The 25,555-nt window shown below is 71.7% G+C and carries 14 protein-coding genes; 4 read left to right on the top strand and 10 right to left on the bottom strand.

Features of this window, described 5'->3' with window-relative positions:
• Positions 1-12: 12 nt before the first annotated feature.
• The 3 genes from N6H00_RS00850 to N6H00_RS00840 are packed head-to-tail and all read right to left on the bottom strand — an operon-like array spanning position 13 to position 2,767.
• Positions 13-765: an SDR family NAD(P)-dependent oxidoreductase gene (locus N6H00_RS00850; protein ID WP_268969537.1), complete on the bottom strand. Its 753-nt coding sequence runs from the start codon at positions 763-765 to the stop codon at positions 13-15.
• Positions 762-1,508, bottom strand: coding sequence for an alpha/beta fold hydrolase (locus N6H00_RS00845; protein WP_268969536.1), 747 nt, complete (start codon positions 1,506-1,508; stop codon positions 762-764). Before N6H00_RS00845 ends, N6H00_RS00850 begins: the two co-directional genes overlap by 4 nt.
• The gene (locus tag N6H00_RS00840; protein ID WP_268969535.1) at positions 1,505-2,767 is read right to left on the bottom strand and encodes an MFS transporter; all 1,263 of its coding nucleotides are present in this window, start codon (positions 2,765-2,767) and stop codon (positions 1,505-1,507) included. Before N6H00_RS00840 ends, N6H00_RS00845 begins: the two co-directional genes overlap by 4 nt.
• A 173-nt stretch (positions 2,768-2,940) precedes the next feature.
• On the opposite strand from N6H00_RS00840, the gene N6H00_RS00835 reads away from it, so the two are divergent.
• Positions 2,941-3,690, top strand: coding sequence for an IclR family transcriptional regulator (locus tag N6H00_RS00835; protein WP_268969534.1), 750 nt, complete (start codon positions 2,941-2,943; stop codon positions 3,688-3,690).
• A 216-nt stretch (positions 3,691-3,906) separates the two neighbouring features.
• Here the strand turns inward: N6H00_RS00835 and N6H00_RS00830 are convergent, their stop codons facing one another.
• On the bottom strand, positions 3,907-4,995 hold the full coding sequence (locus tag N6H00_RS00830; RefSeq protein ID WP_268969533.1) for a zinc-binding alcohol dehydrogenase family protein: 1,089 nt from the start codon (positions 4,993-4,995) through the stop codon (positions 3,907-3,909).
• 100 nt (positions 4,996-5,095) lie between these two features.
• Here N6H00_RS00830 and N6H00_RS00825 point away from each other — a divergent pair, with 100 nt between their 5' ends.
• The 3 genes from N6H00_RS00825 (at position 5,096) to N6H00_RS00815 (ending at position 7,454) form a co-directional block, all read left to right on the top strand.
• Positions 5,096-5,989, top strand: coding sequence for a LysR family transcriptional regulator (locus N6H00_RS00825; RefSeq protein ID WP_268969532.1), 894 nt, complete (start codon positions 5,096-5,098; stop codon positions 5,987-5,989).
• Positions 5,990-6,121: 132 nt separating this feature from the next.
• Positions 6,122-6,490, top strand: coding sequence for a hypothetical protein (locus N6H00_RS00820; RefSeq protein WP_268969531.1), 369 nt, complete (start codon positions 6,122-6,124; stop codon positions 6,488-6,490).
• Positions 6,491-6,515: 25 nt separating this feature from the next.
• On the top strand, positions 6,516-7,454 hold the full coding sequence (locus N6H00_RS00815; protein ID WP_268969530.1) for an NADP-dependent oxidoreductase: 939 nt from the start codon (positions 6,516-6,518) through the stop codon (positions 7,452-7,454).
• A gap of 261 nt (positions 7,455-7,715) precedes the next feature.
• Here N6H00_RS00815 and N6H00_RS00810 read toward each other — a convergent pair whose 3' ends face one another.
• The 6 genes from N6H00_RS00810 to N6H00_RS00785 all read right to left on the bottom strand — a co-directional run bounded on the left by N6H00_RS00810 (position 7,716) and on the right by N6H00_RS00785 (position 25,515).
• Positions 7,716-8,339, bottom strand: a complete 624-nt coding sequence (locus N6H00_RS00810) for a hypothetical protein (RefSeq protein WP_268969529.1) — start codon at positions 8,337-8,339, stop codon at positions 7,716-7,718.
• Between the two features lie 71 nt (positions 8,340-8,410).
• Positions 8,411-9,610 carry a cytochrome P450 family protein gene (locus N6H00_RS00805; RefSeq protein ID WP_268969528.1) on the bottom strand — a complete coding sequence of 400 codons (1,200 nt, stop codon included), beginning with the start codon at positions 9,608-9,610 and terminating at the stop codon, positions 8,411-8,413.
• Positions 9,607-10,269, bottom strand: coding sequence for a glutathione S-transferase family protein (locus tag N6H00_RS00800; RefSeq protein ID WP_268969527.1), 663 nt, complete (start codon positions 10,267-10,269; stop codon positions 9,607-9,609). Before N6H00_RS00800 ends, N6H00_RS00805 begins: the two co-directional genes overlap by 4 nt.
• On the bottom strand, positions 10,266-13,631 hold the full coding sequence (locus tag N6H00_RS00795) for a type I polyketide synthase (RefSeq protein WP_268969526.1): 3,366 nt from the start codon (positions 13,629-13,631) through the stop codon (positions 10,266-10,268). The genes N6H00_RS00800 and N6H00_RS00795 overlap by 4 nt, the downstream gene beginning before the upstream one ends.
• Before the next feature lie 3 nt (positions 13,632-13,634).
• On the bottom strand, positions 13,635-18,980 hold the full coding sequence (locus tag N6H00_RS00790) for a type I polyketide synthase (protein ID WP_329618491.1): 5,346 nt from the start codon (positions 18,978-18,980) through the stop codon (positions 13,635-13,637).
• Positions 18,973-25,515 carry a type I polyketide synthase gene (locus N6H00_RS00785; protein WP_268969525.1) on the bottom strand — a complete coding sequence of 2,181 codons (6,543 nt, stop codon included), beginning with the start codon at positions 25,513-25,515 and terminating at the stop codon, positions 18,973-18,975. Before N6H00_RS00785 ends, N6H00_RS00790 begins: the two co-directional genes overlap by 8 nt.
• Between the last annotated feature and the right edge of the window lie 40 nt (positions 25,516-25,555).

The raw sequence follows: 25,555 nt of genomic DNA, 5'->3' as shown, positions 1-25,555 counted from the left end.
CCTCCTTGATGTTCATTGGATCGTCGGCGCCAGTTGTGTCCCGGCGGCCACGTGAATCACTTCACCGGTGATGTTCCGGGCTCGCTCCGACACCAGGAACGCCACGGCGTGCGCGACGTCCACCGGCTCCACGAGCCTGCCCAGTGGCGAGGCCTCGGTGAATCGGTCGACACGGGCCTGGAGAACCCCGGCGTCGGCCTTCTGGGTGTTGAACGAGGTGTCCACGAAGCTCGGTGCGACGACGTTGACGGTGACCCCGAGCGGGCCGAGCTCATGGCACGCCGTGCGGGTCAGGCCGACGATCCCCGCCTTCGACGCGGCATACGCGGGTGTCACACCACCACCGAGCCACACACGTGAGCCGATGGAGACCACCCGGCCGCCGCCCTGGCGCCGCCACAGGGGCACACAATGTTTGATCATGAGTGCCGGTCCGGTCAGGTTGACCTCCAGCGTCGCCCGCCAGGTGTCCGACTCCATGCTCCGCACCGCATGCGGCGGCTCGATACCGGCGTTGTTGACCAGGGCGTCGACGCGGCCCCACACCATGTCCACGTGGTCGATGGCGGCCCGGACCGACTCCTCGTCGGAGACATCGGCCTCGACACCGAGCACCTCGCCGGTGCCGGCCAGCCGGCCGGCGGCTTCCTGCGCCCCGCGGCGGTCGAGCAGCGCGACCCGGAAGCCGTCGTCGAGCAGGACGGTGGCGATGGCCGTGCCCATCCCGCCGGCGCCGCCGGTCACGATCGCGACGGGCGCGGTCACGAGATGCGCTCCGACGCGTGGCTCCGCTGGGCCGTTCCCCGGTGCCGCGACGCGAACTCGGTGATCGTGCGCGCCAGGGCCTGCGGCATCGACAACATCGGGGAGTGGCTCGAGACCAGCTCACTCGACGATTCCACCCGGCTCGCCATCATCCGCTGGACCTCCGGTGTGCAGGCCCGGTCCAGGGTGCACACCACGTAGTGCGAGGGGACGGTGCGCCAGGCCGCGTTGGAGACGACCGCCGCCCGCGTGCCGGCGTGTTCGGGTGTGAGGCGCTCGACGGCCCTGGTCGCATCGGCCGGCGTGCAGTCGTGGTAGAAGGCGTTCCGCGCGATGTCGGGATCGATGACCAGGTAGTCACCGACCTGACGGATGTCGTCCTTGCCCGCCTGCGAGCCCGCCTCGGCGTCGTTGACGGATGCGACCGACTCCCCGGGTTCCAGACAGAACGCGCTCACGAAGACCATGGCCCGCACCTGGGGGGCGTCACCGACCTCGGTCAGCAGAGCTCCGGAATAGGAATGCCCGACGAGTACGACGTCACCGCGCACATCGGCGAGGACGCGGACGAGATGGTCGCAGTGTCCCTGGAATGTCGGATCGCCCGGTGAACGGTCCTTGCCCGGCAACGTGACCTGGACACAGGGATGGCCGGCCGCTTCGAGCAGCGTCGCGACCCGTTCCCAGGCCCAGGAGCCGTGCCACATCCCGTGGACGAGAACGATGGTGGGAAGGGTGGTCACAGCGCGGTCCTCTCGGCCAGTTCGCGGTCCATGGCGGGCTTCTCCTTCGGGGGTGAGGGGCGGTCGCGCAGACAGTAGGTGAGTGCCATGCCGACGAGGTGGATGCCGGCAAGGACCCACAGCGTTCCGGCGACTCCGAGCGGCGTCACCAGTCCGGCCACCACAGGGCCCAGGAACTGGCTCACACCCGCACCGAGGTTGAGGATGGCGATGGCGCCGCCGATGCGGTGCGGAGCCAGCGCGGGCATGATCGCGGACAGCGGGACGTAACCGGAGAGCCCGGCGCCGTACACGATGCCGACCACGAGGATGGCCCAGAAGCCCGAGCCGAGCAGTTTCGGCACATAGTAGAAGGCGGGAACGCTCACCGCGCAGAGAAGTCCGCCGAACCATGCCACGGTGCGGATGCGGCCGATCTTGTCGGCGACGTACCCGAACACCACGTTGGCGATGATGTTGGTCAGCGTCAGCGTCCCCCACACGGTCTGCCACTCGGAGGTGGACAGCCCGACATCGTGGACCATGAAGGTGCTCAGGAAGACGACGAACGCGTAGAAGCCCAATGTGTTGATCACGCGCACGATCCCGCCGATTCCCACCTTCGGCCGTTCGACGACGATGGTGAACGCGCCGAGAATCGAGCGCAGGCTGGTCTGGAGGCCGCCCGGATCCGGCCGGCGGGCCTTGACCAGGAAAGCCAGCATGATCCCGCCGATCCCGATGAAGACCAGCGACGAGGCGAGGGTGGCGAACTCACCGATGAGCGGGATGACGGCGCCCGCGTAGTAGGAGCTGACCACTCCGAGGCCGAGCACGAAGAAGAACCAGTACCACCCGACCGCCTTGCCCATCACCTCTTCCGGCGTGTCCATGGCCAGCCAGACGAGGAACGCGTACGAGAACAGGGGGTATCCCAGGCCGCGTATGCCGAAGCTGATCAGCATGAAGGTGAAGTTCTCCTGGGCGAGCGCGGCCAGGAACGCGATCTCGAAAACGACCCAGATGCCGAATCCGGCGAGCATCACCCGCCGAGGGCCGAAGGCTTCGGCAAGGGCGCCGGAGAGCCAGGCCGCGACGGCGACGACGAACCCGTAGACGCTCCACAGCAGGGACATCTGGCCCGAGCCGAAGCCGTGCTCGGCCAGGTAGGGAGACAGGAAGCCGGACTCGATCCCGTCGCCGATCATGAACAAGGTGAGTGCCACGAACCCCCAGCGGAGATTCGGGACGATGCCCTGGCGTGTCCAGAATCCAGTCATTGGTTCTCCCACCCAGTGGCAATGCGGACGCGGGCTCCGTTGTCGCTCGCCGACATGTGCAGAACCTCCTTGTTCTGTGCCGATCTCGCCGTGCTGCAGCGATCATGCAGACCATCCGCCGCCCACGCCACCATTCATTGCCGTCCAGTGGCAATCAGCTTTAGGCTGCCGGTGTGGCAGGCAGAACCAACACCCCCGGTCAGACCGTTTCCCGGCGACTGCTCGCCGTCCTGGACACCTTCGACGTGGCCCACCCCGCGTTGACCCTCACCGAAGTGGCCACGCGAAGCGGCCTGCCGGTCTCCACCGCGCGCCGTCTGATCAGCGAACTCCGCACCTGGGGCGGCCTGGAGCGGCTTGACGACGGCCGCTACCACATCGGGATGCGCCTATGGACGATCGGCGCGCTGGCCCCCCAGCAGCGGGGGCTGAGAGAAGCGGCCCTGCCCTACATGCATGATCTGTACCAGGCCACACAGGAGAACGTTCAGCTGACGGTCCTGGAGGGCACCCAGGCCCTCTGCATCGAGAAGATCTCCAGCACCAAGGCCGTTCCCACACTGACCCACGTCGGTGGCCGCCTCCCCCTGCACGCGACCGGGGTCGGGAAGGCCATCCTGGCCTTTTCCGGCGAGGAGCTGTTCAGTTCCGTCACCGAAGCGGGGCTGACCCGGATGACCCCGCACACGATCACCCAGCCCGGCCGGCTCGCGGCCGCACTGGCGGAGGTCCGCAAGTCCAAAGTCGCCTACTCCCACGAGGAGATGACCTTGGGAGCCGTGTCCGTCGCCGCCCCGGTGCTCGGCCTGGACGGCCGGGTCCTGGCCGCGCTCGGCATCGTGGCGCATTCTCGAGCCGCCCTCGACCGGCTCACTCCGGCCGTGCGCACGGCGGCGCTGGGCATCGCCCGCTGGGCCAACTGAGCCGGCCGACCTGTCCCTGTCGGCGACAGCGGTCCTGGCCGGGCGCTCTGACCGCTCAGTGGGTCTCCACGGCGTTTCGCAGTGGCGGATGGCGCGGTCCAGGACCGCGCCACGCTGGTTCCGCGACAAGTGCTGCCATGGCTTGGCAGGTGCACCTCAGGGGTCAGGACACCATGCGGTCGTGGCCATCCCCGTGGTGGGGATCAGCGGGCCCTGTCAGCCGGCCGATGGGGTGAGGCTGGTGCGGTCGAACGGGCCGCCGTGCGCGGCGGCGTACGCGATGGCGTCGTTGACGGCATCGAGGTCGAACGACCGGACCCGTTCGGGGGCAAGATCCAAAGTCCCCGCGGCGAGGAGCCGGATGATGCCGACGTTGGCGGTGCGCGGATACATCCACTGCCCACGCACGGTGATCGAGTTGCGCATGATCCATGGGTACGGGAGTGCGAGGTCGTCGCCACCGAGCATGCCGACGCCGCCCATGAGGACGACGCGGCCGTACTCGCGCACGGTCATGGCCGCCGCGCGCGACGCCGAGCTGGGTGCGCTCGGCGGGAGCAGGTCGATCACCATGTCGATCGGGCCGCCGGCCGCCGCGGACAGCGCCGCGCGGTCGGTGGCCTCGTCCCCGGTCAGCGGGACCGGGCGCAGACGCGGACCGAACCGGTCGGCGAGGAGGTCCAGCGCGGCCTGGTTGCGGCCCGGGGCGACCACGCGGCCCGCTCCCATCGCGAACGCGACCGCGACCGCGCTACTGCCGAGATTGCCCGTGGCCCCGCTGACGAGCAGCGTCTCGCCGGCCGCGAGCCCGCCCGCCAGCAGCCCGCCGTAGGAGATGGTGTGCACGGTGAGCGCGGCCCAGCGGGCCGGATCCTCCCCGGCCGCGGCGGGCAGCGGAAAGACGTTCTCCGTCGGGACCCGCATGAGCTCGGCGAACGCGCCGTCGTGCAGGTACTCGGCGAGCCGCGCGCCGCCCTCGCCGCGCGAACTCCAGCCCTGGAGCGTGATGTCGGGCGTCAGGGCATCGTCCCGCGAGCGCACCGTCGAGTCGCACCACACCAGGTCGCCGACCCGCAGCCGGGTGGCGTCAGGGCCGATGTGGACGATCCGCCCCACCGCGCCGACACCGGGCACGACAGGAGGGACAAGGGGGTACTTCCGCTTGCCGCTGAAGACCTCGGCCGCGTAGGGAGCCACGCCGGCGGCCAGGACCTCGACCACCACCTCACCGCCCCCGGCCTCGGGGTCCGGCACCTCCCGCACCGCGAGCGGGGCGCCGAACCGCGTCAGAACTGCTGCTCGCACGTGATGACCTCCATGTTCGTCCGTGCTGTGGGATCGACACTAGGAGCTGGGTAGGCATGCGGGAAGCGATGATCTGGCATTCGTGGTATGCGTAGGTCGCATGGACATCTCCAGCGCGGGACTGCGGGTCCTGCGGCAGATCGCCGAGTCCGGCAGCTTCACCGCGGCAGCTGCCCGACTCGGCTACACGCAGTCGGCCGTCTCACGCCAGGCCGCCGCCCTCGAACGCAGCGTGGGCACCACCCTGTTCGAACGCCGACCGGACGGGGTGCGGCTCACCCCCGCCGGCTTGACCCTGCTGCGGCACGCCCACACGGTCCTGGCCTCGCTCGCGGCGGCCGAGCGGGAACTCACCGGCACCGTCCCGCGGACCGAACTGGTGCGGCTCGGGGTGTTCCTGAGCGCGGGCGCGGTGGTCCTGCCCGCCGCGCTCGCACACCTCGCGGCGGCCGGCCCGCAGATCACGGTCACCACCAGCGAGGGCACCACGCCCACGCTGATCCGGGCGCTGCGCGCGGGCTCGCTCGACCTCGCCGTGCTGACGTCCCGCCCACCCCACCGGCCCTTCGACGGCGACTCGCCGCGCCTGCACGTCGAGACCGTCGCGGACACCGAACTGGTCGTGGCGGCGGCGTCGACCGGAGAGTTCGCCGGACGCACCACGGTGCACGTCGACGAGCTGGTCGACGCCGCGTGGATCGCCACCCCGTCATCGAGCTCCGAGCCGCTGCTCGGCGTCTGGCCCGGCCTGCCCGGACGGCCGCGCATCCTCCACTCCGCGCGCGACTGGCTGACGAAGCTCCAGCTGGTCGCCGGCGGGTTCGGCGTGACGACGGTGCCGAACCGGCTCTCAACCGTGCTGCCGCCCGGGGTGAGCCTGCTGCGCGTCGACGGCGCACCCCCCGAGATCCGCCGGGTGCTCGTGGCACGCCTCCCCGGCCACCCCGCCCCGGCGATCACGGCCGTCACCCGAGCGATCACTTCGACCGCCTGAACCGCCGCCAAGGCCGCGCACGATCGCGTGTACGGCCCTGCACCGACTTCTCGCTCCCCGCGGCCGTGCATAACCGGTACTCGTCGATGAGTCCGTCAGTTCGGCGATGCTCTTGCGCGGGTGCGACGGCGGGTGGCCAAAGCGAAGCAGTCCATGCCGCAGGCGTCGAAGGCGGAACGCGAACGCGTCCTCGCGGTCTTCCGCGCCGCCTACGAGGCCGGGGCCCTGGCCGGCCTGGTCAGCTCCTGCACCCGGACGCCGTCTACGTCACCGACGGGGCGGCAAGGTCTCCGCGGCACGCGCGTGTGGGGGCGCCAGCGGCACCCGGACCGCGTCGACATCGCCGAGGTCGGTGGCGAGCTCGCCCAGGTGTTCTACCGCGAAGGCGTGCGCGAGCAGGTGAGATCGATCGTACGAAGTGGCATACATCCACCTGCCCGCGTCTTTCCGACGGCGAGCCCTGTGCGTGAACGGGCTGCGCCGAACGGACTGCGCGCCTGAACCACCCCTCCCAGTAAGGACCTGTATGCAAGCCATCACTGTGCGAGACCGTGACGCCGGTCTCGCCGGGATCTCCCTGACGGACATGCCCTACCCCCACGCGGCCGAGAACGACGTCATCGTGCGGGTGCACGCGGCGGGCTTCACCCCCGGAGAGCTGGACTGGCCCGGCACGTGGACCGATCGTGCCGGCCGCGACCGGACGCCGAGCGTACCCGGGCACGACCTGTCCGGTGTCGTCGCAGAGCTGGGGTACGGCACCACCGGCCTGAGGGTCGGCCAGCGGGTGTTCGGCCTCGCCGACTGGACCCGCAACGGCTCGCTCGCCGAGTACGCCGCGGTGGAGGCCCGCAATCTCGCGCCGCTGCCGGCGGACATCGACCACACCCTGGCCGCCGCCCTGCCGATCTCCGGGCTGACCGCCTGGCAGGGCCTGTTCGACCACGGCCGCCTTACCACCGGCCAGACCGTCCTGATCCACGGTGCCGCGGGCGGCGTCGGGTCGATCGCGGTACAGCTCGCCCGCGAGGCCGGCGCCCGGGTCATCGGCACCGGCCGGTCCGCCGACCGGGACAGGGCTCTCGCCCTGGGCGTCGACACCTTCCTGGACCTGCAGACCGAGGAGCTGGAGGACGCCGGCGAGGCCGACGTCGTGTTCGATGTGATCGGCGGCGACATCCTCGACCGCTCGGCCGCCCTGGTCCGGGCCGGCGGCACGCTCGTCACCATCGCCATGCCGCCCAAGGTCCAGCCCAAAGAGGGGCGGGCCATCTTCTTCGTCGTCGAACCCGACCGCGCTCGGCTCACCGATCTGGCCGCGCGGCTGAGGGACGGCCGGCTCAAGCCGGTCGTCGGTGCTGTGCGGCCGCTTGCCGAAGCGCCCGCCGCGTTCGCCCCCGGCAAGCGCACCCCGGGCAAGACGATCATCCGCGTCACGCAAGACGGAACAGGAGACCGATCGTGATCGGGATACGGATCGCCGGTGGCCTGCTGGCCGTCACCACGCGCGGCCACGGCCTGCTCGTCCTCGGACCAGACCGCCCATGCCAAGACGCCGACCGCGGCCGTGGCATCGACGCGCCCCACCGAAACCCTCAAGCCGCTGCTCCAGCAGGCCCTTCCGAATGTGAAGGGCAAGACGTTCACCTCCGGGTGGTACGCCCGGACGGGGTGCCCCTGTCCGCATCCGTGAGCGGCTGTGAGACGTGAGCTGGATGGAATGGATTTATTGTATGTGGCGTACGACGAGGGCTCCGTAGTCGCGGCTGGGCGGGTCGGGGTAGTAGTCGGGGATGATGTGATCGCGGTCGGGGACGGTGTAGTGGTGGCCCCGGTACATCTCCAGGAACGGGTCGATGAGGCAGCCGTTGAGTTCCTTGAAGGCGTAGTCGCGCGCGTCGATTTCGCCGTATCGGCGGCAGTAGGCGTCATAGCCGGGGATTTTGGCGCCGGCGAGCACGTAGTCGAGGCCGAGGCGTTGGGCGAGGCCGACTGGGGTTTCCATCATGGCTGCGTAGGCTGTGCCGCCTCTGGCGGAGCGCTTGAGTGATCCGGAGGCGAGGTAGAGCGCGTTGGCTGTGGTGAGGTCGATGTCGGGGTAGTGGCCGTGGTTGGTGACGGCGTCCCAGCTGCTGAGTTCGGATACTGTGGCGGGGGAGTAGTGGAGGGGGAAGCCCATGAGGGTTCCCACGGTTTCCCCGTCGGTGTTGTTGAAGAGCCAGAAGCCTTCGGGGAAGACGCGCAGGCGGGTGAGCATGTGTTCGCGGGTTGCGCGTTGTGATTCTTCCCAGTCTTGTTCCACGGCCATGATGGCTTCGATGTCGTCCGGTGTTGCCTGACGTATCTGCACCGTTTTCACCTTGCTCCGCGTTTGTGGTCGGGTTGAAGCCCCGGGAGGGGGGCTGTCGTGGTGGTGGTGTTTTACCGGTCTCCCCAGGTGACGGGCAGGGTTTCCATGCCTCGGACGAATACGCCGTCTTTCCAGCGCAGTGTGTCGGGGTCGGCGGCGAGGGTGAGGTGGGGGTAGCGGCGCAGGAGTGCGTTGAGGGTGATGGTGGTTTCCAGGCGGGCGAGTGCGGCGCCCAGGCAGAAGTGGATGCCGTGGCCGAAGGCGAGGTGGCGGTTGGGTGTGCGGGTGATGTCGAAGCGCCCGGGGTCGGGGAAGTGGGTGGGGTCGTGGTGTGCGGAGAGGAGGGAGCCGACGATCATTTCTTCCGCCGGGATGGTCACTCCGCAAAATTCGGTGTCTTCCAGGGGGAAGGCACCGGTGGTGTTTTTCACCGGTGGGCAGTAGCGCAGGACTTCTTCGACCGCGGAGCCGGTCAGAGCGGGGTCGGCGCGCAGGCGCCTGAGCTGGTCGGGGTGTGTCAGGAGGGCCCATACGCTGTTGCCGATGAGGTTGCCGGTGGTTTCGAAGCCCGCCGCGATGAGGAGGAAGACCATGCTCATCAGCTCGGCCGGGGTCAGCCGCTCGCCGCTCTCCTCGGCTGCGATCAGCGCGCTGGTGAGGTCTGGGCGGGGGCTGGTGCGGCGCTGGGCGAGGAACCGTTCCAGGTACTCCTGGAACTCGGTGGCCATCCGTGCCAGGGCGGTGAAGTCGGCGGGGGCCACCAGGATGCCCGTCCACTCGCGGAACTTCTCCCGGTCTTCTTCGGGGATGCCGATCAGTTCGGTGAGGACGGCGAGGGGGAGCCGGAAGGCGAGGGTCTCCAGCAGGTCGGTGGTGTCGTGCTGTTCTGCCTGGTCCAGCAGCCTTTCGACGGCCTCTTCGATGCGCGGTGTCAGGTCGGCGATGCGGCGTGGGGTGAAGGCTTTGCCGACCAGGGAGCGGAGTCGGGTGTGTTCGGGAGGGTCGGAGTAGAGCACGTGCTGGTCGAGCTGGTCCAGTTCGGTCACCCGGAAGTAGCGGGCGCGGGCCTGCTCGGAGAGTTTGCGTTTGTCTCTGCTGAAGCGCGGGTCGTGGAGGAGGGCGGCCACGTCGTCGTACCGGGTCACCCACCACTCAGGTGCGCCCTGGTATGGGTTGAACAGTCGTATGGCGGGTGCGTCGGAACGCATCCGGGCGAGGGTGGGCAGCGGGTCGGCGCTGGTGTGGTCGCTCCACAGGTCGTAGGTGTTCATTCGGGCCGGTCCAGTACCTTGCCGACGGCCTGCCAGGTGGGGCGGTTGCTGATCTGCTGCCACCATCGGGCCAGGTGGGGGCGTTGGGTGACCAGGTCGCCGCCGCCGGAGGCGAACAGGTACTGGAGGTAGGGCAGCCAGGTGATCTCGGCGAGGGAGAAGTCGGGGCCGGCCAGGTAGGGGTGTTCGGCCAGACGGGTGTCGGCGACGTCGAAGGCCTGGGCGAGTTCGGCTCGGGCCGCGGTGATGGCCGCCGCGTCCGGCGGGGGCGGCATCAGCGCGGCTCCCGGGCTGTTGCGGATTACGTCGTAGACGGGACCTGACCTGACCAGTTCCCATACCGGACCACTGACGTAGGACTGCTCGATGCTGATCCACTGCTCCATCAGTCCCCGCGAGCGGAGGTCGGCGGGGGTCAGTGAGGGGCCCGGGAGCCGCTGGTCCAGGTAGCGGATGATGGCCCGGGACTCATACAGCAGGTAGCCGTCGTCCTCCAGGACGGGGATCTCCCCGAAGGGCTGGCGGACCCGGTGCTCGGGGGACTTGTCCTCGCCTTTGAGCACGCTGACTTCGACCAGTTCCGCTTCGCAGCCTTTCTCGGCCAGCACCATCAAGACCTTGTGTGTGCAGGCGCTGGTGGTCGTTCCGTAGACCTTCATGGTGTGTCCTCCTGGATTCCGCCGGCGTCGAGTACGTCCATCAGGTAGCGGGCGATGGCCCGGGGGGTGGGGTGGTCGAACGCGAGTGTCGAGGGGAGCGCCCACCCTGTGCGCGCGGCCAGCTCGTGCCGCAGCTGTACGGTCATCAGCGAGTCCATGCCCAGGTCCATCAGCGGCTGATCGTCCCCGACCTCGGAGGGCGAGGGCAGTTGCAGGACGGTCGCGGTGTCGGTGCGTACGGCCAGGGCGATGGCGTCCTCGCGCTGGTCGGCGGGCAGGGCGAGCAGCTCCTGGGGCCATGAGGCGCCGGCGGACTGCGCCTGGGCGCGTGCGGTGGCGCACGGTGTCCACCTGCCGTCGTCCCCCCGGCCGTGGACGGTCACCACGGCACCGTCCTGGGGGGAGCCGCTGACTACGAGCTGGACCCGGCCCGGCGCGGGAGGGGTTCCCTGGATGGTGAAGTCCTCGATCCGCACCGGCCCGGCGTCCCAGGCCGCTTCCGCTGCCGCCTGCACGGCTTTGTGTATCAGGGGTTCGTCCACCGCGGCCCACCGCGTCTCGAACACCGCCCAGGTGCCCGCGATGTCCAGCCGGGTGCCGAGCAGCGGATGCCGGGCAGCAGCAGTGGCCGTGGCCGTGGTGGATGCGGGCGGGGTGTGCAGCCAGTGGCGTCTGCGCTGCCACGGGTAGGTGGGCAGGGTCACCGGGCGGGGACGTTCGGGGTACAGGGCGGCGAAGTCCACCGGGCAGCCGCTGGTGTGGAGGGCGCCCAGGGCGGTGAGCATGGCCGGCACCTCTGGCCGGTTCCGCCTGAGGGTGGGGATCACGGTGGCCTGCGGCTGGAGGTTGCTGAGGTGGCCGGACAGGACCGAGTGCGGTGTCACTTCGAGGAAGACGGTGTGCCCGTCGGTGCCCGCGGCCCGTACCGCCTCCGCGAACAGCACCGGTTGCCGTATGTTGTCCGCCCAGTACGCGGCGGTCAGTTCTTCTCCCGTGCAGCGTTTGCCGTGGACGGTGCTGTACAGCGGCCGGCTGCCTGGCTGTGTGGTGACGTGGCCGAGGTCGTGGGCGAACTGTTCGGCCATCGGGGCCATCTGGGGTGAGTGGAAGGCGTAGTCGACGTCCAGTGCGCGGCAGCGCGCACCGCGCTGTTGCAGGTGTGCCACGACGGCGGCGAGCTCGTCGGCGTCTCCGGACAGTACGACGGAATGGTCGTCGTTGACCGCGGCCACGACGACGCCGGTGTCCATGGCGGACAGCTCGGCGGCTGTCTCCTCCGGCCCGAGTGCGACGGCGGACATCGCGCCGCGCCCATGTCCTTGCGCCATGGCCCGGCCGCGCAGTACGGCCAGGCGGGCGGCTTCGGGAAGGTCCAGTGCGCCGGAGAGGTGAGCGGCCGCGATCTCGCCGACGCTGTGGCCGATCACGGCGTCGGGTTCGACTCCCCAGGAGGCGAGCAGCGCCGCCAGCGCCACCTGCACGGCGAAGATGGCGGGTTGGGCGACGTCGGTCAGGTGCAGGCGAGCGGGCGCATCGAGTTCCTCCAGCACGGAGATGGGGGCGTGTAGGGCGATCAGCCGGTCGCACTCGGCGAGTGCGGCGGCGAACACCGCCTCCTTGGCCCGGAGTTCGGCTGCCATGCCGGCCCACTGTGTGCCCTGGCCGGAGAAGACGAAGGTGAGTGTGGGGCTGGTGGCGGCGGCGGGCGCCGTGGCGGCGGCGGTGCGCAGTGCGTCGGCGAGTTCGGTCGCGGTCGTGCCGACGACGGCGAGCCGGTGCGGGTGGTGCTGGCGCCGGGTCGCGGCGGTGCAGGCGAGGGACCGCAGGTCGCTGTCGGCGGTCTGGGCGAGGGTGTCCGCGTACGCCTGTGTCAGATCGGTCAGGGCCTCGGGGGTGCGGGCGGACAGCGGCAGCAGCACCGGGGAGCCCGGCGCCCGGCGCTGCCCGGCGGGATTGGTGTCCGTGGCGTCTTCGGCCGGCTCGGCCTCGGGTGCTTCGCCGAGGATGACGTGTGCGTTGGTGCCGCTCATGCCGAAGGAGCTGACACCGGCGAGCCGGGGGCGCTCGCCCGCGGGCCAGGGCACGGAGCCGGTGGGAATCTCAAGCGGTGTGCCGGCGAGGGAGATTCTGGGATTGAGCGTGTTGAAGTGCAGGTTGCCCGGTATTTCCTGGTGGTGCAGCGCGAGGATGGCTTTGATCAGGCCGGCGATGCCCGCCGCCGCTTCCAGGTGTCCGATGTTGCTCTTCACCGCCCCGAGGACGCAGCGGGACCCGTCCGGCCGCGGGGCGCCCAGGACGTCCGCCAGCGCCTGCACCTCGATCGGATCGCCCAGCGGTGTTCCGGTGCCGTGGGTTTCCACGTAGCTGATGTCGGAGGCGGAGATGTGCGCGTCGGCCAGTGCTGTGCGCAGTACCTCGCGCTGTGCCGCGAGGTTGGGGGCGGTCAGCCCCACCGACCGTCCGTCGGAGTTGACCGCGCTGCCGTGCAGGACGGCCAGTACCCGGTCCCGGGCGGCGAGGGCGTCCGAGAGCCGTTTGAGTATCACCACTCCGCAGCCCTCGCCGCGGACGAAACCGCCTGCCTGTGCATCGAAGGTGCGGCAGCGGCCGTCGGGGGAGAGGGCCTGCAGGTCGGCCACCATCTCGGTGGTGGTGTCGGTGAGGATGAGGTTCACCCCGCCGGCCAGGGCGAGGGAGCTTTCCTTGCTGCGCAGGCTGCGCATGGCCAGATGTATGGCCACCAGCGAGGAGGAGCACGCGGTGTCGATCGCCATGCTCGGTCCGCGCAGTCCCAGGACGTAGGACAGGCGGCCGGGCCCGAAGCAGTGGGCGGTGCCGGTGCCGGTGTAGCCGTCCCGGGCGCCTGCTTCGTTGCTGAGCAGGAGGTAGTCGTTGGTGCTCATGCCCATGAACACGCCGGTGTCGCTGCCGGCGAGCTGTTGGGGGACGGTTCCGGCGTCTTCGAGCGCTTCCCAGGCCACTTCGAGGAGCAGCCGCTGCTGGGGGTCCATCTGGGCCGCTTCGCGTGGGGAGATGCCGAAGAACGCGGCGTCGAAGGTGTCCGTGTCCGGGATGAAGGCGCCCCATTCCGCCCCCGGGAGCGGGGCGTCTGCTGCCTCCCCGTCCGCTGGGGAGCGGGCGGGGCGTGCCGAGACCGGGTCGGTTCCCTCCGACAGCATCCGCCAGTAGTTTGCGGGGCGGTCGGCGCCGCCGGGGAAGCGGCAGCCCATGCCGATCACGGCGACCGGTTCGCTGTCCCGCCGCTGGAGTTGTCCGATGCGCTTTTCCATCTCGCGCAGTGCGGTGGCCGCCTTCAGCAGCCGCGACCGGTACGTGGCCTCGATGTCCTGGTGGTCGCTCACCGGCTATTCGCCTCCTTCTATCCGGTCGACCGCGTCGTCGATCAGCGCGAGCAACGCGTCGGTTCCCAGCTCATCGAGGTCTCCCGGGGCCGCTTCGGCGGCCTTCCCCGGGGTCTCCCGCGCGACGGGTCCTGGGGTCTCTTCGGCGATGCCGAGCAGCGCAACGACCTGCTCGGCCAGATCGGCCACGGTCGGGGAGGCGAACAGCGCCGTTACCGGCAGCCGGATGCCGAAGACCGACTCCAGACGGTTGCGGAGTTCCAGTGCCATCAGCGAGTCGATGCCCATGCTGGTGAACGCGGCGGTCGTGTCGATCCGTGCCGCGTCGATCCGCATGATCTTCCCCAGCTGTCCGGTGACCGCTTCCTGGACCAGGCGGCGGCGCTGGGCGGGGGCCGCGTCGCGCAGCCGGGCGGCAAGATCCGGGTCGGCCGCCGGGTCAGGCGGTGTGGCCCATTCCTCGCCGCGCAGTTCGGTGAAGAGCGACGCTCTGGCGGCGGCCGGGTAGAACTCCAGCCACTGCCGCAGGTTCACCCGCAGGGCCGCCAGGTGCGCGGTGGTGCCGGGCAGCAGGTGGCCGAGGATCTCGGTGCCATCCTCGGGGGTGAGTGTGCCGATGCCGCGGTGTGCCAGCCGTTGCCCGTCCCTGTCGCGTCCGGCCATGATGCCCGCCTGGGAGAACAGCCCCCAGTCGATGCACAGGGCGGGGGCGCCGAGTGACCGCCGGTGCCGGGCGAGGGCGCCGAGGAAGGCGTTGGCCGCGGCGTAGTTTGCCTGGCCGGGCGATCCGAGGAGGGTCGCGGCCGAGGAGTACAGCACGAAGTGGTCCAGCTGCCGGTCCCAGGTCAGCTCGTGCAGATTCCAGGCGCCCTGCACCTTGGGCGCCATGACGCGGTCGTATCGCTCGGCGTCGAGTTCCATGACGGTGCGGTCATCCAGCACCATGGCCGCGTGCACGACACCGCGCAGCGGTGGGAGCCGGGTGTCGATGTCGGCGAGCACGCGGGCCAGATCCTCACGGCGGGTCACGTCGGCGGTGTGGACGACGATCTCGGTGCCGGACGCGGTGAGCGACGCGAGCCGCTGCCGGGCTTCCGGGGAGGGGGCGCTCCGGCCGGTCAGCACCAGGTGCCGGACACCGTGTGCGGCCAGCCATTCGGCCAGGCCCAGGCCCAGGCCGCCCAGACCGCCGGTGATCAGGAAGGTGCCCTCGGAAGTGAACGCCGGCTGGGTGGCCACGGCGCCGGGTGAGGACCGCAGGAGCCGGGCGGCGTAGCGTCCGGCGGGCCGCAGGGCGATCTCGTCCTCGCCGTCGGGGGCGGTCAACTCCAGCACCAGGTCCCGGGCTGCCTGGTCGGCTTCCGGCCGCGGGGCCAGGTCCACCCGGGTGCAGGCCACCTCGGGGTGCTCCAGGCCGAGTGTCCTGGCCAGTCCCCACAGCGGAGCCTGGGACACCGCGACCGGTGTGCCACCGGCGTCCTGCGCCCCGGCGGTGACCAGCCACAGCCGGGGATGGTCGCGCCATCGGCGACGCGCGAGGGCCCGGACCAGGCTCAGCGTGCTCAGGCCGGTCAGGCGCTGGTCCGCCATGAGTGTCTGTGCGGTGGTGTGCCCGGTGGGGGTGGTATCCAGGCTCCACAGGTGCACCACTCCGGCGCACTCCCGCCGCTCATCCAGGACCCGGTCCAGCAGGCTTTCCCACGCCGCGTCGTCGGCCGGGTCCATCTCGTGCGCCTGGACCACGGCGCATTCCTCACCCCGCGCCTCCAGCAGGGACACCAGCGCCGTCCCCACGCCCGACCGGTCGGCCAGCACCAGCCACGGGCCGCTCGCGGGGCGGGCGGCGGACGGAAGCGCGGGCCGTTCCACCGGGCGCCAGGCCACCTCGTAGCACACCTCCCGCAGGGAAGGCGCGGCGGCCAGCCGCCGTACCGCGAGCTGGTCGACCTCGATGAGCACCTGCCCGTCGTCGTCGAGGACACGGAGATCGCCGGTGTCGCCGGTGTCGCTGAGGCGGGCGTGCACCCACACCTGGTCCCCGGGCCGCCGGTACACGCGCATCCGGCCGACGCCCACCGGTACGACGGGGGCGGGCGGACCCTGGTCCGGCACGAGGGCGCCCAGCACCTGGAAGCAGGAGTCCAGCAGCGCCGGGTGGCACAGGTAACCGGCCGGGGAGCCGGACAGGGAGATCCGCCCGAGCGCCTCGGCGTCACCGGTCCACATCTGCGCCACCTGACGGAAGGCGGGACCGTAGTCGATGCCGCGCCGCGCGTAACCGTCGTAGTGCTCATCCGCTGTGACGCGGGTGGGGCAGCGCGACCGGATGGTGTGCGGGGACTCGGCCGAAGGCGGCGGCGCGACGTCCGTCTCCGCGGCAAGGGCCGTGCCGCGGGCGCAGCGCGTCCAGCTCCCGCCGTCCGCGGCGCGGGCGAAGATGGTGAAGGTGGCCTGCTCCTGGACGAGTTGCACGGTCCCGGTACCGTCCTGGTCCAGCACCGCCATCTGCTCGAAGGACACATCCCGCAGCAGGGGCGGAGTCCGCGCCGCGCTGAGGGCCATTTCCAGATAGGCCGCCGCGGGCAGGATCGCCGAGCCGCCGACCCGGTGGTCGGCGAGGTAGGGCAGCCGCAGCGTGCGCTGGCGGATACGGGTGCCGGGCGCGGTCGCCGGACTGACCGGCTCACCCAGCAGCGGGTGGCCCGTCGTGGGGTGTGGTGGCGGGGCGGTGTCCACCCAGTACCGCTCACGCTGAAAGGGGTAGGGGGGCAGGTCCACACACCGGCCGCCGCCCGGGTGCAGGGCCCGCCAATCGATGGTGTGGCCCGCGGTATACAGGCAGGCCAGAGACTCCAGGAACACCGACCGTTCGTCGTGGTCCCGGCGCGATGACGGCAGCACCCTCCCCCCGTCTTCCTCGATGGCCGGCAGCAGCACCGGGTGCGGGGCGATTTCCACGAAGACGGTGTCGCCCTCGGCCATGAGCGCGCCGACCGCCTGGGAGAACAGCACCGGCGCGCGCAGGTTCCGTAGCCAGTAGTCGGGGCCGAGTTCGCTGCCGTCGCAGTCCCGGGCCAGCACGGTGGAGTACATCCGCACCTTCGCGGTGGCCGGCTCGAGTTCTGCGAGCGCCTGCCGCAGGTCCTCGTCGAGCACCTCGACCTGCGGGCTGTGCGAGGCGACCTCGACCTTGATCAGGCGGCAGAAGACGTCCGCGTCGGCCCACTGGGCCCGCAGTTCCTCCACCGCGTCCCGGTCGCCGGACACCACGGTTGTCCGGCGGCTGTTACCGGCGGCGACGGAGACCCGGTCGGCGTAGGGGGAAAGGGCCCGCTGGACGTCCTCGGCGGGCAGGTCGACCAGCAGCATGGCGCCCTGCCCGCTCAGCCGCCGCATCAGCCGGCTGCGGCGGCAGATGATGCGTGCCGCGTCGGTCAGGGTGAGCGCTCCGGCGACATGGGCGGCGGCCACCTCACCCATGCTGTGGCCCACGACCGCGTCCGGCTCCACGCCCGCCGCGCGCCACAGGGCGGCCAGCGACACCTGCATGGCGAAGAGCAGGGGCTGGACGACATCGATGCGCTCCAGCCGCGACGCGGCCGCATCGGCGTGCAGTTCCTCGATCAGGGACCAGCCGGTCTCCGCACGCACCGCCTCGTCGCACGCCACGAACGTCTGACGGAAGACGGGCTCGTGCGCGTACAGGTCGCGGCCCATACCGAGCCACTGGGAGCCTTGTCCGGGGAAGACGAACACCACCTTGGACGGCTGTGGTGCGGTGGTGGTGACCAGGCGGGGCTCGGCCTGCCCGGTCAGGAGGAAGGCCGCCCGGTGCGGATGGTGCTGGCGGCGGACGGCCGCCGTGTAGGCGAGGTCCGCCACGTTCTCCGGCTTCCCAGCCAGCAGGTCCCGCCAGGTGTCGGTCAGCCGGCCGAGCGCGCCGGTGTCGCGTGCCGAGAGGGGAACGAGGACCGCCCGGCCGGCGGGCGGCTGGGGGTGCGGTGCGGCGGGCGCCGCCTCGGCGGGAGGGTCGGCCAGGACGAGGTGCGCGTTGGTGCCGCTGATGCCGAACGAAGAGACCCCGGCCATCCGCGCCCGGCCCTCCCGCTTCGGCCAGGGGGTGGGTTCACCGGCCAGGGTGAGCGCGGTGGAGGTGAGGTCGATACGGGGATTGGGCGTACGCAGGTGCAGGTTGGCTGGTATCCGGTCGTGCCGCAGGGCCAGTACGGCCTTGATGATGCCTGCCACTCCGGCGGCGGCCTCCAGGTGCCCGATGTTGGTCTTGACGGCGCCGAGCACACAGCGGGAGCTGTCCGGACGCGGGGCGCCGAGCACATCGCTGAGGGCGTCGACCTCGATGGGGTCGCCCAGTGGCGTGCCCGTGCCGTGCGTCTCGACGTAGCCGATGTCCGAAGCCTGGGCACCCGCGGTGCGCAGGGCCTGCCGCAGCAGGTCCCGCTGGGCGGAGACGTTGGGGGCGGTGAGTCCGGAGGAGCGGCCGTCGGAGTTCACCGCACTGCCGCGGATGACCGCGTGGATCGGGTCACCGTCGGCGACGGCGTCGGACAGGCGCTTGAGCACCAGCACCCCGCAGCCCTCGCCGCGGACGTAGCCGTTGGCCCGTGCGTCGAAGGTCTTGCACCGGCCGTCGGGGGACAGCGCCTGGGCGGTGGCCATCATGTCGGTCATGTCGGGGGCCAGCATCAGGTTGACGCCGCCGGCCAGCGCCGTCGTGGACTCACCCGAGCGCAGGGACTGGCAGGCCAGGTGCACCGCGACCAGGGAGGAGGAGCAGGCCGTGTCCACGGCCATGGACGGTCCTTCCAGGCCCAGTACGTAGGACAGCCGGCCGGCCGGGAAGGAGTGGCCGTTGCCTGTCACGGTGTAGATGTCGCGTGCGCCGGTGCTGAGCTTGTCGTAGTCGTTCACCACGACTCCGACGAACACCCCGGTGCGCGAGCCGGCCAGCCGGTCCGGTGGCAGCCCGGCGTTTTCCAGGGCACCCCAGGCCACTTCCAGGAGCAGCCGCTGCTGCGGGTCCATGGCAGCCGCCTCACGGGGCGTGATGCCGAAGAACGCGGCGTCGAAGGCGTCCACGTCCGAAAGGAAGGCGCCCCAGCGGACGGCGCCGCCCCGCCAGCGGTCCGCGGGGACCTCGGTGACCGCGTCCACACCACCGTCCACCAGACGCCAGAACCCCTCCGGGTCCGTCACACCACCGGGGAAGCGGCAGCCCATGCCGATGATGGCGATCGGTTCGCTCTTCGCGCGCTGTTCGGCGGCGAGCTGGGCCTGGAGTTTCCTGATGGTCACCAGAGCCTGTTTGACGGCCGGCAGCTGCTCACTCATGGGGCGACTCCTCATCGGCGAGCCGGATACTCTCCAGCAGGAGCCGTTCGGCCTCTGCGTCGGACATGCGGTCGATTTCCTCTTCCAAACCGGACCAGTCGGGGCCTGCCACGTCCCTGTCCGCCGCTGACACCCGCTCCGCCACGCCATCGGTCCGCGCCGGCGAACTGGCGAGGCCAAGGGCATCCCACACGTGGTCCCTCAGCGCGGCGACCGTGGAGCAGGTGAACAGCAGCGCCACAGGCAGCCGCACACCAAGCGTCGATTCCAGCCGGTTGCGCAGTTCCACCGCCATCAGCGACTCCAGGCCCATGGAGCGGAACGGCACCGAACGGTCCAGCCGGGCGGCGTCCTGACCGAGCGTCAGGGCCAGCTGCTCCACCAGATGTTCCTCGAGGAGCGCCGGCCGCTGCCCGGCGCCGGCCGCGGCGAGGCGCTCGCTGAACGATCCGCTCTCGTCACCGGAGTGCTCCAGCCCCTCCAGCACAGGCGTCCCCGTAGCGCTGGGACAGGACTCGAACCAGTGCCTGAGGTTCAGCCGCATCACCGCCAGCTGGCCCAGGCCCGAACCCAGGGCGCGGCTCAGCGCGCGCGAGCCCTCGGCCCGGGTCACCTGCCCGATCCCCATGCCGTCCGCCCCCGCCGGGGCCCAGTTCACGCTCACGCCGGGCAGACCCAGGGCCCGGCGGTGGTGTGCGACGGCGTCGAGGAGCGCGTCCCCCGGCGCGTCACCACCATGGCCGAGCAGTGCGGCAGTCGAGGAGTACAGCACGAACAGCTCCAGCTCACACCCCAGGGTGTGCTGGTGGAGCTGCCATGCGCTGCGCGCGTCGGCACAGATGACGCCGCGCAGCGGCGTGCGGGCGGTAGCGCAGTCCGCGACCACAGCGGCCACCTCGTCGTCTCCCGCCGGCGCGGATACCACGACGTTCCTGGCGCCATGCTCGGTCAGCCACCCGGTCAGCGCCTCGGCCAGCTCGGCGTCGCCGGTGACCACGAGATAGGTTCCCGTACCCGGCAGCACGACCTCCCGGTCGGCCAGACGGCCCGCCGGTACCAAGCGGGCCACGTAACGGCCCTCGGGACGCAGGGCGATATCGGTCTCCCGGTCCTCGTGCAGCAGTTCGGCCGCGAGGGCGGCCGCCTCACCGGCGCCGGGATCGGCCGCGAGATCGATCCTGGCGCACCCCAGGTCCGGATGGCTCAGGGCCGCGGCACGGCCCACTCCCCACAGCGGAGCCTGCTCCACCCGCACCGGGTGCCGCCCCTCGCCGGCCGCCTGCGCCGCCCTGGTCACCCACCAGATCCGCGGTGTGTCCCGCCACCCCAGTCCCACCACGGCGTCCACGAGCGCCAACGCGCCGGCGGTGCCGCTGTTCCAGGTGTGCACCACCCCGGCAGGGACGGTGTCCTCGAGCACCGACCGCAGGGCGCCGGGGTCGTCCCGCCCGGCCTGCCGGGGCGTGACCAGGATGCACCGCGCGCCCTGGGCGCGCAGTTCCCCGGCAAGCGCCGCCCCGATGCCGTCGTCCTCCTCGGCCAGCACCAGCCACGGCCCGCCGGCCGCCGGCGCCCCCACACCCTCCAGCGGCCGCGAGTGCGCGTCCTGCCGCTGCCACGCAAGCGTGAACAGACACTCGTCCAGCCGGTCGGGTCCGCCGGGCAGCGGCCGGGTCCGCACACCCTCGACCCGCACCAGGATCCGGTCGTGCTCATCCAGCAGACACACCTCCAGGTCGTCACCGCACACCCGGCCGTGCACGCGCACCGCACCCAGCGGCGGACGCACCACCCGCAGCCGGCCGATCCCGGTGACCAGATGCGCACCGCCCGTGGCCTCCGCACGCAGCACGACCGCCACCTGGAGGCAGGCGTCGAGCAGGGCGGGATGGAGGTGGAAACGGTCGGCGCGGCGCTGTTCCTCCTCGGGGAGCCGCACATCCGCCAGCACCTCACCCGGCCCGAGCCGCAGACGCCTGACGGTCTTGAGGCCCGCACCCATCTCCTGGCCGGCCGCGGCCAGCCGGCGGTAGTGCTCCGCGCCGTCGCGCTCCTGCGGCAGGCACTGCGGACCCGGCGGCGCCTGTGGCTCGTCCGCCACCGGCCCTGAGCCGGTACGCACAACGGCCCTCGCGTGTCGCACCCACCCCTCCTGGGCGTGGCTGGAGATCTGCACGATCCCCTCGCCCAGGACGGTCTGCACGGTCGGCGCGTCGGCCTCGTCGACGAACAGCGCCTGCTCGAAGACGATGTCGGCGAGCTCAACGTCCCCGGTCCGGTACGCCTCCGCCGCGGCGGCCAGGGCCATCTCGACGAACACGGCACCGGGCACCACGGTCTTGCCGCGCAGGCGCAGATGCGCGATGGCAGGCAGCCGTACCGGGCTCAGCTCGCGCTGCCAGAAATACGTGCCCGGCGTCACGGAGGAGGACAGCCCCTCACCCAGCAGCGGATGCCCGGAACCGGCCGAGGACGCGGTGAGCCAGTACCGCTCGCGCTGCCACGGGTAGGGAGGCAGCGGCACGGGCCGGCCCGGCCCGAGCAGCCCCTCGAAGTCGACCGGAGCGCCTCGTGCGTGCAGGGCTCCGGCCGCCCGGAGCAGCGCGGCGCGCTCCGCCTCGCCGCGCCTGAGGCTCCCCACGGACGCACCGCGCACCTCACGCGCCGCGAGGCAGTTGTGCACGTTCTCCATCAGGACCGGGTGGGCGCCCACTTCGAGGAAGACCCGGCTCCCGCCGGATATCGCCGCGTCCACCGCGTCGGCGAACCGTACCGGACGCCTGACGTTGCGGGCCCAGTGCCCGGCGTCCAGATCCTCGCCGGTGACCAGGGCGCCGGCGACGGTGCTGTAGAAGGGCAGGGCGGCCGGATGTGCGTCCACGGGACCGAGCGTGCGTTCCAGCTCGTCGGCCGCCGCCTCCATCTGGTGGCTGTGGAAGGCGTGGTGCACCCGCAGCTCGCGGCAGTGGGCGCCCTCGCCGCGCAGCCGCTCAAGGGCATCGGCCAGGGCATCGGCCTCGCCGGAGAGCACGACCGAGCCGGGGTCGTTGACCGCCGCGATGTCGAGGCGGCCCGCGTAGCCGGCCAGCAGCGGCCGCACTTGTCCGGCCGGCCGGTCCACGGCTGCCATCCGGCCCGTGCCGGACGCGCCCTCCATGAGCCGGGCCCGGTGGTGGACGATGCGCGCCGCTTCGGGGAGGGTCAGCACGCCCGCGATGTGGGCTGCCGCGATCTCCCCCACGCTGTGGCCGATCACGGCGGCGGGAGTGATGCCCCAGGACTGCCACAGCCTGGCCAGGGCGACCTCGACCGCGAACAGCACGGGTTGCGCCACCGCGGTCCGCCCCAGACGGCTCGCCTCCACGGGCGCGTTCAGTTCCCCGGTCAGCGACCAGCCGGTCAGCGGGCGCAGCGCTTGATCGCACTCCTCGACGGCTGCCCGGAAGACGGGCTCGTCCCGCAGCAGGGTCCGGCCCATCCCGGCCCACTCCGAGCCCTGGCCGGGGAAGACGAACACCACACCGCCGGCCGGGTCGGCTTTGCGGGGCTCCTCCGCCCCACCGGCGCCGGCGGCGGAGGCCGCGGCGCGCAGCGCCCCGGCCGCCTCCTGGGTGGTGGTGGCGGTGACCGCGAGCCGGTACTCGTGATGGGTGCGCCGTGCTCCCGCGGTGTGGCAGATGTCGTGGAGTTCGTCGTCCGGACGGGCATCGAGGTGGCCGGCCATCGCCGCGGCCGAGGCGAGCAGCGCCTGACGGGTCCGTCCCGAGACGACGAGCAGTTCGCACCCCGCGGCACGGGGGCGCCAGGGCGCGCCGAGAGCGTGCAGGGCGCCCAGGGAGTCGATCAGTGTGGAGCGTCCGCGGTCGTCCCGGCGCAGTGACGGCAGGGCTCGGGCGCCGTGCTGCCGGACCGCGTCGGTGAGGATCGGGTGGGGGTCGGCTTCGACGAAAACGCGGTAGCCGTCGGCGAGCAGGCTGCGGACAGCGTCGGAGAACCGCCACGGTTCGCGTTCGCTCCGCACCCAGTGCTCGGCGTCCAGCGCGGCGCCGTCCATCCGCCCCCCGGTGACGGAGGAGTAGAACGGGGTGTGGCAGGGCCCGGGGCGCAGCCCGGCCAGGGCCTGGCGCAGATCGGGCAGTATCTCCTCGACGTACGGGCTGTGCGAGGCATAGCTGACGTTGATCAGCCCGCAGCGGACCCCGCGCGAGGCGAGCCGGTCAAGGACGCCGCGCAGGACGTCCCGGTCGCCGGAGACCACGGTGGAGGAAGGCCCCGCCGTGCCGGCCGTCCACAGTCGGCCCTCGTGCTCCCGCACCAGTTCGCCCGTCTCCGCCTCCGGCAGCTCGACCACTGCCATACCGCCCCGGCCGGTGAGCTGGTGGGCGAGCCGGCTGCGATGGCACATGACCATGGCCGCCTCCTGAAGGCCGAGAGCGCCGGCCACATGCGCGGCGGCGACCTCTCCCACGCTCATCCCGGCGACGGCGTCCGGCTCGACGCCCCAGTGACGCCACAGTTCGGCCAGAGCGACCTGTACGGCGAAGATCGCGGGCTGGGCGAGCTCGGTCGACGTCGTCCACTGGGTGTCCTGCGACGTCAGCAGTCGGCTCGGGGACCAGTCCAGGTACGGGCTCATCGCTGCCTCGCAGCGGGTGAACGCCGCCCGGAACACCGGTTCCTGACGCATCAGCCGCGCCCCCATACCGGCCCACTGGGATCCCTGGCCACCGAAGAGGAACGCGATCCGCGGCCGGTCCCCGTCGCACTGGCCGGCTGCGACACCGGGAGCTTCCCGGCCGGCGAGGAAACTGTCCACCCCGCGGATGAGGTCGCTGCGGTCGCGGAAGGACAGCGCGAGACGGTGCGGCCCCGATGCCGGATCGGCAGCCAAGGCGCGGGCGGCGGACCACGGATCGGCGGCGGACGCCAGCCGGCGGGCAGCGTCCCGCAGGGCCTCCGCCGACTCGGCGGACAGCCGCGCCAGGTGCATGGGGTCCTCGCCGCTGCCCTCGAGGACGACATGGCAGTTCGTCCCGCCGAAGCCGAACGCGCTGACCCCGGCGAGCAGACGGCCCTCGCTGTCGGGACTCCACGCCTCCAGCCGGCGGGGCACGCGCAGCCCCCAGTCCTCGAACGGAATGTGCGGATTGGGCTCGTCGAACTGAGCGCTCGGCGGGAGCGCGCGGTGACGCATCGCCATGATGACCTTGATCAGCCCCGCGATCCCGGCCGCCGGCTCCAGGTGGCCGATGCTGCTCTTGACCGAGCCGATCACCAGCGGCCGGCCGGCCGGGCGGCCGTCGCACAGCACCGCGTTCAGCGCGCCCGCCTCGATGGGGTCGCCCAGCGCGGTACCCGTGCCGTGTGCTTCCACGTACTGGATGTCGGCGGGCGCCACGCCCGCGCGGGCACAGGCCTCGCGCAGCACCGCCTCCTGCGCCTGCGGGCTCGGCGCGGTCAGCCCGTTGGTGGCCCCGTCGTTGTTCACCGCGCTGCCCCGGATCACGCAGTGCACCGGATCACCGTCGGCCAGGGCACGGCTGAGGGGCTTCAGTACGACCGTCCCGGCGCCCTCGCCCCGGCCGTAGCCGTCCGCGCGGGCGTCGAAAGCCTTCGTCCGGCCGTCCGGCGCCAGCGCGCCGAGCCGGGTCAGCGCGGTCATCGTGTCCCCGGCCAGCATCAGGCTCACCCCGCAGGCCAGCGCCAGGTCGCATTCGCCGTCCCGGAGGCTGCGTGCCGCGAGGTGGACGGCGACCAGGGACGACGAACAGGCGGTGTTCACCTGGAGGCTGGGGCCTCGCAGACCCAGAGCGTAGGAGATGCGGGCAGGTATCACGCTCGGGTCGCCGCCGGCCAGCGTGTGCTGGGTGATCAGATCCGGATCGGCGCGGATGCCGGCACCGTACTCACTCCACATCGCCCCGGCGAACACCCCGGTGCGGCTGCCCGCGAGGCTGCCGGGCGCGATCCCGGCGTCCTCCAGCGCCTCCCACGCCAGTTCCAGGGCGAGCCGCTGCTGCGGATCCATGTGGACGGCCTCCCGTGGGGAGATGTCGAAGAACTCCGGGTCGAACAGGTCCACCCGGTCCAGGAACCCGCCCCGGGCCCGACCACTCCACCGGCCGTCCGGCAGGTCACCGACCGCGTCCGCCTCGCCGCTGAGCAGCCGCCAGAACGCCCCGGCCGACGGCGCCTTGGGAAAACGGCAGGCCAGTCCGATGACGGCGACCGGCTCTTGCCCGCCCCCCTCCCACGCCAGGAGCGGTTCCGCGGCCGGTTCCGCCGCCTGCTCGGCGGCACCGGCGAGGTGGTCGGCGAGCGCGAACGGGCTGGGATACCGCCAGACCAGGGTCGGCGGTACGGCCCGGCCGAGCAGCCCGCTGAGCTCCTCCGCGAGGCCGGTGAGGCCACGTGAGTCGAGCCCGTAGCGGGTGAACACCTCATGGCCGTCGATGACTTCCGGGTCCACGCCGCTCAGCTCGGCCACCCGTGAAATGAGCCACCCCCGCAGCGACTCAGCAGATTCAGACCCCACTAGCCGCTACCTCCGATAGTCATCAGACCTCAACGGTCAA

It is taken from the genome of Streptomyces sp. S465 (assembly GCF_026898115.1).
Classification (GTDB): domain Bacteria; phylum Actinomycetota; class Actinomycetes; order Streptomycetales; family Streptomycetaceae; genus Streptomyces; species Streptomyces luomodiensis.
This window is presented reverse-complemented; position numbering and strand designations above follow the sequence as displayed.